General features: G+C 59.5%; 12 protein-coding genes. 5 read left to right on the top strand and 7 right to left on the bottom strand.

From position 1 onward, the window contains the following. Window positions 1-810 (bottom strand): LysR family transcriptional regulator (locus tag L1069_RS02200; protein WP_237454628.1); only part of this gene is annotated, 810 nt, incomplete at its 3' end. A gap of 91 nt (window positions 811-901) precedes the next feature. Here L1069_RS02200 and L1069_RS02195 point away from each other — a divergent pair. Together L1069_RS02195 and L1069_RS02190 are read left to right on the top strand one after the other, a co-directional pair. Beyond that, a complete protein-coding gene (locus L1069_RS02195; protein ID WP_237454627.1) occupies window positions 902-1807 on the top strand; it encodes an MBL fold metallo-hydrolase in 906 nt (301 codons plus the stop codon). Window positions 1808-2171: 364 nt separating this feature from the next. Beyond that, the gene (locus tag L1069_RS02190) at window positions 2172-3107 is read left to right on the top strand and encodes a DMT family transporter (RefSeq protein ID WP_237454626.1); all 936 of its coding nucleotides are present in this window, start codon (window positions 2172-2174) and stop codon (window positions 3105-3107) included. 6 nt (window positions 3108-3113) lie between these two features. Here the strand turns inward: L1069_RS02190 and L1069_RS02185 are convergent, their stop codons facing one another. Both L1069_RS02185 and L1069_RS02180 read right to left on the bottom strand, forming a co-directional pair. Continuing rightward, complete coding sequence (locus tag L1069_RS02185; protein WP_129372550.1) at window positions 3114-3368, bottom strand: DUF6552 family protein; 255 nt, start codon at window positions 3366-3368, stop codon at window positions 3114-3116. Next, on the bottom strand, window positions 3358-4056 hold the full coding sequence (locus L1069_RS02180; RefSeq protein ID WP_237454625.1) for an SDR family oxidoreductase: 699 nt from the start codon (window positions 4054-4056) through the stop codon (window positions 3358-3360). The genes L1069_RS02185 and L1069_RS02180 overlap by 11 nt, the downstream gene beginning before the upstream one ends. Before the next feature lie 102 nt (window positions 4057-4158). Here L1069_RS02180 and L1069_RS02175 point away from each other — a divergent pair, with 102 nt between their 5' ends. After that, the gene (locus L1069_RS02175) at window positions 4159-4995 is read left to right on the top strand and encodes a LysR substrate-binding domain-containing protein (RefSeq protein ID WP_275423044.1); all 837 of its coding nucleotides are present in this window, start codon (window positions 4159-4161) and stop codon (window positions 4993-4995) included. Between the two features lie 3 nt (window positions 4996-4998). On the opposite strand, the gene L1069_RS02170 is transcribed toward L1069_RS02175, so the two are convergent. From L1069_RS02170 to L1069_RS02155, 4 genes are all read right to left on the bottom strand, one after another. Next, window positions 4999-5370: a hypothetical protein gene (locus L1069_RS02170; RefSeq protein ID WP_237454623.1), complete on the bottom strand. Its 372-nt coding sequence runs from the start codon at window positions 5368-5370 to the stop codon at window positions 4999-5001. 143 nt (window positions 5371-5513) lie between these two features. Beyond that, entirely contained in the window at window positions 5514-6473 is a 960-nt protein-coding gene (locus tag L1069_RS02165) for an AraC family transcriptional regulator (RefSeq protein ID WP_237454633.1), read from the bottom strand. 78 nt (window positions 6474-6551) lie between these two features. Beyond that, window positions 6552-6845 (bottom strand): DUF1330 domain-containing protein, encoded by a 294-nt coding sequence (locus tag L1069_RS02160; protein ID WP_129372555.1) that lies wholly within the window; start codon window positions 6843-6845, stop codon window positions 6552-6554. Window positions 6846-7018: 173 nt separating this feature from the next. Beyond that, window positions 7019-7885 carry a branched-chain amino acid aminotransferase gene (locus L1069_RS02155; protein ID WP_129372556.1) on the bottom strand — a complete coding sequence of 289 codons (867 nt, stop codon included), beginning with the start codon at window positions 7883-7885 and terminating at the stop codon, window positions 7019-7021. A gap of 162 nt (window positions 7886-8047) precedes the next feature. Here L1069_RS02155 and L1069_RS02150 point away from each other — a divergent pair, with 162 nt between their 5' ends. After that, the gene (locus L1069_RS02150) at window positions 8048-8551 is read left to right on the top strand and encodes a MarR family transcriptional regulator (protein WP_134831002.1); all 504 of its coding nucleotides are present in this window, start codon (window positions 8048-8050) and stop codon (window positions 8549-8551) included. Window positions 8552-8556: 5 nt separating this feature from the next. After that, the gene (locus L1069_RS02145; RefSeq protein ID WP_129372558.1) at window positions 8557-9258 is read left to right on the top strand and encodes a response regulator; all 702 of its coding nucleotides are present in this window, start codon (window positions 8557-8559) and stop codon (window positions 9256-9258) included. Window positions 9259-9268: the final 10 nt, after the last annotated feature.

Here is a 9268-nt window from a genome sequence, read left to right as displayed (position 1 = left end):
TTCCTGAATGAGAACATCTTTGAAGAGCTGAACCCTTTTGGGCTGGTGTTGCTTGTGGTGATACACAAGAAACAGCGGCAGCGGAGCTTGCGGCCCATCTGGTCCGATGCCTTCTTCCATTTGTGCTGCAGCCAATGCTACTTCGCAAATCGATCGGGGAAGGTACGCTCGAGCTTGGCCACTTGCTACAAATGCGAGAGAAAGTTGCAAGGAGCGCGTGGAAAGGCCGGTCAGCTTGTCCTTAGCTCCAAAACGTTTTGCCAAGGGCCGCAACACGGGAAGGCTGTCGTCCCCGAGCCGCCCTGGCGGGCCGACAAAGATGACTTCCGTGTCGTTCAAATGCCGCGCTATTAGGCCGTCGCCTCCAGGCGCCCCACCCCGCAACGCCAAATCGACCCCGTCTTCAATGAAGGACGCCGGCCGGTCATCCACGTGGACTTTGATTGAGATGTCTGGATAGGTGGAGCGGAACCTGCCGGTGATCCCAGCAAACTGTGCCATCGGGAAAGCTGCCGGGATTGACACACGTACCTGCCCGGTGGCCTCTTGTGCCGCGCCAACGGCTTCGTGTGCCAGCATAAGTTCGTGCAAAGCTATCTGGCTATGCGCCAAAAATATCTGACCTTCTGCGGTCACGGCAACTGTTCGAGTCGAGCGGTCGAACAGGCGCACACCGAGTTGAGCTTCAAGTGATTTGATTCTTGTAGTCACCGTCGCGGCAGGCAGCCCAAGGCGGCGTCCAGCATCCGCGAAACTGAGGCAGTCAGCTACTTCTACAAAAGTTTCCAGAGTTCGCAGATCTGACACCATTCAGATTATCCGTTTAATGAATTCAATATTCCGTTGGTTATGTGTGGTGAGAAACTGGAATAGGTCAACGAAGAAACGCAAGGAGATGACAATGCACAGAAGAGATCTGCTCAAACTTGGCGCGGTCGCCGCAACAAGTGCCGCTCTCACGCCACTTTCCTCCGCAGCTGGCATTTCTGCATCTGATGTTACCGTCCGCTGGCTTGGAGGTGCCATGCTGGAACTCCGCATCGGCGATATTCGTGTTCTCACTGACCCATGTCTGGGTGACGGGACCGAGGCATTTGAGATGGGGGACCCAAATGAAATGTTCGATCTGTCCACAGGTCCGAACATCAAGATGCACGAACGGCTTACACCATTCCCAGGCATGGCGATGCGGGAGTACGATGTTGTGCTGCTCAGCCATGCGCACGAGGACCATTTCGACCAGAAAGCACAGGCATGGCTTGGCGCCAATGGCCCCGTTCTCTGTTCCGTGCAAGATGTAAACGCGCTCACCAAGAAGGGTTTTGCAGCTCAGGCACTGATCCACGGAGAAAACCGCGCCTTCAGGCGGGGCGATACAAAGGTTTCGATTACATCTATTCCTGCAGTCCACTCGCTCAACACAGGCATTTCCGACTTTCTCGGGCTTGGGAATGGTTACTGGCTGCAAGCGACAATTCGCGGCAAGGCGAGTCATATCTATTGGGCCGGAGACACTTTCATGGCAGACCCGGTGCAGGCGGCAGTTCAACAGTTTCCGGCGCCTGATCTGCTGATACCTCATATTGGGGCAGTTGGTACAAATGGGGCATTGGGCCAGTTGTCGATGACTGGTCATCAAGCTGTAGAATTCGCGGAACGCCTCAAAGCGGGCCTGATTTTGCCTGTTCACCACTCGACATACGCGCTCTATCAGGAACCCGTGTCCAAGATGATAGAAGCGCACGCAATTTCAGGCATTCCATCGGCGCTGAACGTTCTGCGCGAAGGATCGGCGCTAACTCTTTAAGGTTGCCTGAATTGAGTACCGCGCGGAACGAGAGCTCCGGCCCCGGTGCGGCCTATTAGCAGATCGGACACCTCTTCAACGCTGAATACGACTGGCGGCTTCTTGGGCCGGGAAAATGCATGCACCGCTTCACAATTAGCCGTTACGCGGGCCGACCACCCGCCCATTTCCTCACTAGGGCGGTTTGCCTCACGTTCTCGTGTCTTATGGGAAGGCAATTGGAGCGGTACAGGTAGTGACCTGATGGATCAGGTGGTTGGCATCGTACATCGGCGGCTCTTGTCTAAACCGGCGCCATTTACACCTTCTCCCCACCTGGAATCAAATCATTGATCTTTGCAGCACATAGGCGCAGGTTCACGCCATGGCGAAATCCTTAACATCGCATCGACCTATGCTGGCGATTCTCCTGAAGGTGACAGCAATTGCCCTGTTCACTGCTCTGTCCGGCATCATCAAGGCGACATCCGAGCATGTGCCAGCAGGGGAAGCGGTGTTTTTCCGGTCGTTTTTTGCAATTCCAGTGATTGTGGTCTGGCTGTCCATGCGCGGAGAATTGCGGCACGGGCTGATCACCCAAAAGCCGATGTTTCACGTGTGGCGCGGCCTTGTTGGAACGTCGGCAATGGGGATGACCTTCATGGGGCTGGCACTGCTGCCGCTGCCCGAGGTCACCGCCATCGGCTATGCCACGCCGATCTTCACCCTGATCCTGGCGGCGCTGTTATTGGGAGAGACGATCCGATTGGTGCGGATTTCCGCAGTGGCGATCGGTTTACTGGGTGTGATGATCATGATCTGGCCGCGGCTTGGCGGGGATATGAGCGACGGCGCCATGTTGGGCGTGCTGCTGGTGGTCGGGGCGACGGTGGCCCGCGGCTTTGTGCAGATCCACATCCGCCGCATGGTGCAATCGGAACACACTGCGGCGATCGTGTTCTATTTCTCGCTGACCGCCTCTGCCCTGGCGCTGCTCACCGCGCCGTTCGGCTGGACCATGCCGGATGCGCAAACCGCCGCGCTGCTGGTCAGCGCCGGGCTGGTCGGCGGGGTGGCGCAAATCCTGGTCACCTCTTCTTACCGCTTTGCGCCTGCGTCGATGCTGGCGCCCTATGACTATGCCTCAATGATTTTTGCAATCGTCATTGGCTATGTCTGGTTCGAAGAATGGCCGACGCTGGTGATGCTGGCCGGCGCAATGCTGGTCATTGCCGGCAATGTTCTGGTGATCTGGCGCGAGCACCGGCTTGGCCTGCAGCGCGGCAAGGCTAAGCCGATGATTGATCCCAAGGGCGGATAATTGGCTCTAACTTGACCAAATACCTGCAATCATCGCGCCAAGCGCTACAGCATGGATCAGCATAATTGCCCGGTCATTCCACAAAACGCCAACCAGGAACCATCCTGTTAGCCCGGCCAGGAACAGATAGATGTTCCAGGGGTGAAGCCCCCAAGCGGTGGCAGAATAGCCAAGGATCTGTACGATGGACGCGGCCCATTTCAATAAAAAGGCCGGATTGACCTCGGTATTTCCGGGCAGGACCTGAGCGTCAGACTGCACGTGTCAGCCCCCCGTCGACACGAATGTTCTGGCCAGTGGTGTAAGCGGCATCTTCCGAAGCCAGATAGGCAATCAGCGCAGAAATCTCACGCGAGGTGCCGTAACGGCCCATCGGAATACGGGCCTTGCGGTCCTCGGTTTCGGGCAGGCTGTCGATAAAACCCGGCAGCACATTGTTCATCCGCACGCCTTGGGCGGCGAATTTGTCGGCAAACAGTTTGGTAAAGCTCGCCAGACCGGCCCGGAACACACCGGAGGTCGGGAACAGCGGATCCGGTTCAAACACCGCGAAGGTCGATATGTTGATGATCGATCCCTTGCCCTGTGCCACCATGATGGGTGCCACCAGGCGCGCCGGGCGGATCACGTTCATCAGGTAGAATTCCATCCCCAGATGCCAGTCGTCATCGCTGATTTCCATGATATCACCCTTAGGGCCGTGGCCCGCGGAATTTGCCAGCACATCGATGCGGCCCCAGCGTTCCATCGCCTTGTCCACCAGCGCCTGAAGGTCGCTTTGCTCCTGATTAGAGCCTGTATGCCCCACTCCGCCCAACTCCTGCGCCAGGGCCTCGCCCCTGCCGGATGAAGACAGGATCGCGACTTCATATCCCTGCTCGTGAAGATGGCGGGCAGCGTCTGCGCCCATGCCGCTGCCTGCAGCGGTGAAAAGTGCAACTTTGGTCATTCTGGAACTCCTTTTCTTGGCCCCAAGGATGTCGGTTCAATCACCGCTTGACCAATCATGTCTCATCGCGCCAGACTGTAGAAAAACTACTGGCTGACCCGGATGCGCCTGCCTAACCTCAATGCCCTGCGAATGTTTGACGCCGCCGCCCGATACCTGAATTTCGGCCGGGCGGCTGAAGAGCTGCACTTGACCCAAGGCGCTGTGGCCCAGCAGGTGCGGCGGCTGGAGGCGGACCTGGGCCACAAGCTGTTCCACCGCCATGCACGCGGGCTGACGCTGACTGATACCGGCCGCAGCTACCACGCGCCGGTGCAGCAGGCCTTGGCCCTGATCCGGGATGCAACAGACAAGCTGGCACCGGCTGTGCAGCGTGTCACCCTGTCGGTGCCGCCGTCCTTTGCCTCCAAATGGCTGGTGCCGCGGCTGCCGGAGTTCGAGGCCGCGCATCCGGATATCGACCTGCGGGTGGTGGCGGAGGAAAGCCTGACCGATTTCAAGCGGGACGGCATCGACATCGCCATCCGCCAGGGCGGCAAACCGCAGGAAAGCGGGCTGAATTACGCCCTGCTTTCGCTGGTGGATCTGGTGGCGGTGGCCAAGGAAGATGCGTCTTTAACTAAGGAAAAACAGCCCGAACTGGCCGGTCTTGCGACGCAAACTCTGATCCAGGATGGGCACCGGCACTGGGACCTGCTGCTGCGGCAAGAAGGCCTGGCGGCAACAGGGCGGATCCTGCTGTTTAATCAAACCGCGCTGGCGATGGATGCCGCGATGAATGGCCAGGGCATTGCGCTGGTGCCACGGATATTCCTGGGCACCCAGCCTCTCCGGATCCTGTGGCAAGCCCCACGCCAAGGGGACCAGGGGTTTTATGTGCTTTGGCCCAGCCAGAAAGGCCGGGCCAAAGCAGTTGTCGACTGGCTGCTGCGCCAGTAATTCTCAGACCGAGGCCGTCTCCGCCCCTTCCGGCGCGCTGAGCGAGATCACCGCCAGAACCGCAGCCCCGTTCAACAGATAGAAGGCTGCGTCCAGCCCGGCAAAACCAAAGAGAAACGGTGCCGCCAGAAAGGTTAGACCGACAAACAGGTCAACCGTCAGATGCAACTTATAGGGCAGCACCCGAATCAGACCCAGGTGGTGGTCGGTCAGTACCGTCAGGACAAATGCAGCGATGCCGGTTGCCACCGACAGCCACAACGCCAGCGGGTTGCTGCCACCAAGGCCGAGCAGGAAAGGCAGCCCCATCAGGGCGATGGCCACCGGGTAATCGAGATAGGCATGGATGGTACGGGTCACGAAACGCAAAGGCATGGGTCAGATCCTTGTTACTGAGAACATCCTGGCCGCGTCCTTGGCGGCTCTGACCCCAGATTGCCTTACCGAGATCGAACGGTGAATTTCAGATCATCTCGCACATCTTGCAGATCGTTCAGAGATCCGGCCCTGGCTGCCGTTCAAGCGGCTGCATGCTGCTGCCGGTAGGCCGCCGGCGAAATCCCCACCTGCTTGCGGAACACACGGGAAAACGCTGCTTCGGAGGCATAGCCGGCAACCTCCGCAGCATCGGCAACACTCAACCCTTGCTCCGTCAGCCCCTGGCAGGCGATCTGCATCCGCCAGCCTGTCAGATACTGCATCGGTGTCACCTCCATCTTGGCGGTGAACTCCTGGGCAAAGGCGGTGCGCGACATGCCGGCCTCGCGGGCCAGGCCTTCGACACTCCACTCCTGCGCCGGGGATTGGTGAAACGCGGTCAGCGCCCGCGAAATCCGCGGATCGGCAAAGCCCGCCAGTGCCGATCCGCTGGGGCTTTGATGCTCCAGATAGGCGCGGATCGCCTGGGCAAACAGCACCTCTGACAGTTTCAGCGCAATCAGGTCGCCGCCTATGCGGGTGCCATGCACCTCCGAGCCGATCATCCGCAAGGTCGCCTCGATCCAGGCGCCTGCCTCCTCGCCGTAGTTCTCGATAACAATAAAGGGCGGCAGCCGGTCGATCAGCATATGCCCAGTGCCACGCCGACCCGGCATGGCGGTAAAGGAGAAATGGCCGCAGATCAGCTGAGTATCGCGCCCCGCGCCCTCGCCGCCGTACACCAGCACCCCGCCGCCATCGTATCCGGCCTCCTCCAGCACTTGCTCCAGCGGCAGGGCCTCCAGCGGCTGCACCTCGTTGCACAACAGCATATGCGCCGCACCATGGGGGATCAGCACCAAATCGCCCTGTTTCAACCGCAGAGTTTCGCCGGTTGCGGGCACATGCACCTTCAGCTCGCCGCGCTGCACAAAGTGGAAGCGGGCGACGTTTTCATATGGCGGCACCTGAATCCCGAACGGCGGGGTAAAGGAGGTGCGGAAGTAAAACGTCCCTTTGAGGGAAAGCCGGGTGAGAATATCGCTAAGCAAGTCCAACATGATGCCCATGTTAGGGGTCTGGCACCCGGCGTCCATGGTTTGAGACGATCTGCAAGGGAATGTGAACGGGCGGGCAGATCACGCCTCGACGATCCCGATCTGGTAATCCAGAAACGCCCGCTGCCGGATCTCTTTCAGCGCCTGGTACTCGGCGCTCTGAAACACCCGGTCCACCGCAGCCCGGTCGGGATAGCGCACAATCGTCACCATTTCCGGCAGCGCGTCTCCGATGATGGTCTCAGAAATCTCAAAACCCTGAACAATCTCCGCCCCGACTTCCTCCAGCAGCGGCTTGGTGGTTCCCAAATACATGCTCAGCGCTTCCAGATCATCCGGGTTCACCGTTGTCAGCGCAAATACCGTGACTGCCATTATCCTCACCTGCCTTTTCAGGCCCTTATCCGCTGGCCTGCTCCGCGCCCCTCGGGCGTTATGTCACCGCATTCGCTGCAAATAAACCACTGGACTGATGTTGCGGCGCCCGGGCAAAGAAAAACCCCCGCTTGCAGGCGGGGGTTTCACGGAACTGCTGCTGGCAAAGGCGCTTAGGACCGTACCAGTTTCTCGTAATCCTCAGCAATCTCGCGGGTCAGCGCGCCGACCTCGAATTTATACGGGCCGATCTCGCCGACCGGAGTCACCTCGGCGGCGGTGCCGGTCAGCCAGCACTGTTCGAACTCTTCCATCTCTTCCGGCTTGATGCGGCGCTCATGCACAGTGATGCCCTTGTCCTTGAGCATGCCGATCACGGTCTGGCGGGTAATGCCGTTCAGAAAGCAGTCGGCCTTGGGGGTGTGCACCTCGCCGTCCTTCACGAAAAAGATGTTGGCGCCGGTTGCTTCGGCCACATAGCCGCGCCAGTCCATGAACAGCGCGTCCGAGCAGCCCTGCGCGGTCGCTTTGTGTTTGGAAATGGTGCAGATCATGTAAAGACCTGCCGCCTTGGCATGGACCGGGATGGTTTCAGGCGACGGACGTTTCCATTCGGCAATCGCCAGCTTGGCACCCTGCATCTTGGCGTCGCCATAGTAGGCGCCCCAGCCCCAGACTGCGATCGCCATCCGCACCGGGTTGGCTGCGGAGGCCACGCCCATGTCATCGCCGGAACCGCGCCAGACAAGCGCGCGGACATAGGCGTCCTGCAGGCCGGAGGCTTTCAGGGTTTCTTCCTTGGCCGCCTCGATCTGGTCGACGGTATAGGGCATCGGCATGTCCAGCGCCTCGGCGGAAGCTATCAGGCGCTCGGAATGTTCACGGCTTTTGAAGATCTTGCCGTTGTAGGCGCGCTCACCCTCAAACACCGAGGAGGCATAATGCATCGCATGGGTCAGGATATGCACCTTTGCATCCCGCCAGTCGACCAGCCCCCCATCCATCCAGATCACACCGTCGCGGTCGTCATAACCTGCCATGCCGCACTCTCCTAAAACTCTGCGGGATTTCCATTTATTGCGCACATTATGTCCGAGAGGAACATAATATTGCGTCAAAGTTGGGATTCGATACATCTTCACCCTTGGAATGTCAACAACACTGACATAAACTGCATGGCAATACAGACGAGGGGGCACCGAATGCCTGAAGGCCGGACAGGGCAGGGATACGGCGGCGAAAGCCTGCTGTTTCTGACGGATGAGCAGCTGCGCCAGGGGATCGAGGCAATGTTTTTTGCCTACCGCGGCTTTACCGCCGATCCGGACCGGATTCTGGCGGAAATGTCCTACGGCCGGGCGCATCACCGGGCGGTCCACTTTATCAACCGCTCACCCGGAACGACGGTGAACAACCTTCTCAGCATTCTGGGCGTGACCAAACAGTCGCTGAACCGGGTGCTGCGCACATTGATCGGCGACGGTTTAGTGATCAGCAAGGTGGGTGAGCTGGATAAACGCGAGCGGCATCTGTATCTGACCGATCAGGGCGCGGCGCTGGAGGCCACGCTGTCAGACGCCCAGCGCGCCCGGATGCGCGCCGCCTACAAAGATGCCGGCCCCGAGGCGGTGCAAGGTTTCAAAAAGGTGCTGGAAGCAATGATGGATGCGGATATGCGCCGTGCCTATGCCAAGTTGCGGGATTAAGGCGTATGAGCATGCATGACGCCCATCTGCTGATCATTGACGACGACGAACGCATTCGCGGGCTTTTGAAGAAATTCCTGATGCGCTCCGGCTTTCTGGTCACTGCAGCGCGCGACGCGGCCCATGCCCGCCGGGTGCTGGCGGGCTTGGATTTCGACCTGATCGTCATGGATGTGATGATGCCCGGCGAGGACGGTATCTCGCTGACAACTTCCTTGCGTGAAACCATGGCCACACCGATCCTGCTGCTGACCGCTAAGGGCGAGACTGAGGACAGGATTGCGGGGCTGGAAGCTGGCGCGGATGACTACCTGCCAAAACCCTTTGAGCCCAAAGAGCTGCTGCTGCGTGTCAATGCAATCCTGCGGCGGATGCCAGACACGGTTGCACAGGAAAGTGCGCCCAAAGTGCTGCATCTGGGTGCCATCCGCTATGACATCGAACGGGGTGAAATGTGGCAGGGGGACGAGCTGATCCGCCTCACCGGCACCGAAAGCCAGTTGATGAAGATCTTCTCGGCCCAGCCCGGCGAGCCGGTCTCCCGCACCAAGCTGGTCGAGGATCTGGGCCGCGACCGCGGTCAGGCGCAGGAACGCGCGGTAGATGTGCAGATCACCCGTCTGCGCCGCAAGATCGAGCCGAACCCGAAACAGCCGCAATACCTGCAAACCGTCCGCGGCGCAGGCTACATGCTGGCCCCCGAGTAAAGCCCCAGCC

The sequence above is a fragment of the Leisingera sp. MMG026 genome, from assembly GCF_021654205.1.
Lineage (GTDB): Bacteria > Pseudomonadota > Alphaproteobacteria > Rhodobacterales > Rhodobacteraceae > Leisingera.
Note: the sequence above shows the minus strand (reverse complement) of the source record. Positions and strands in the feature narration are given on the sequence as shown.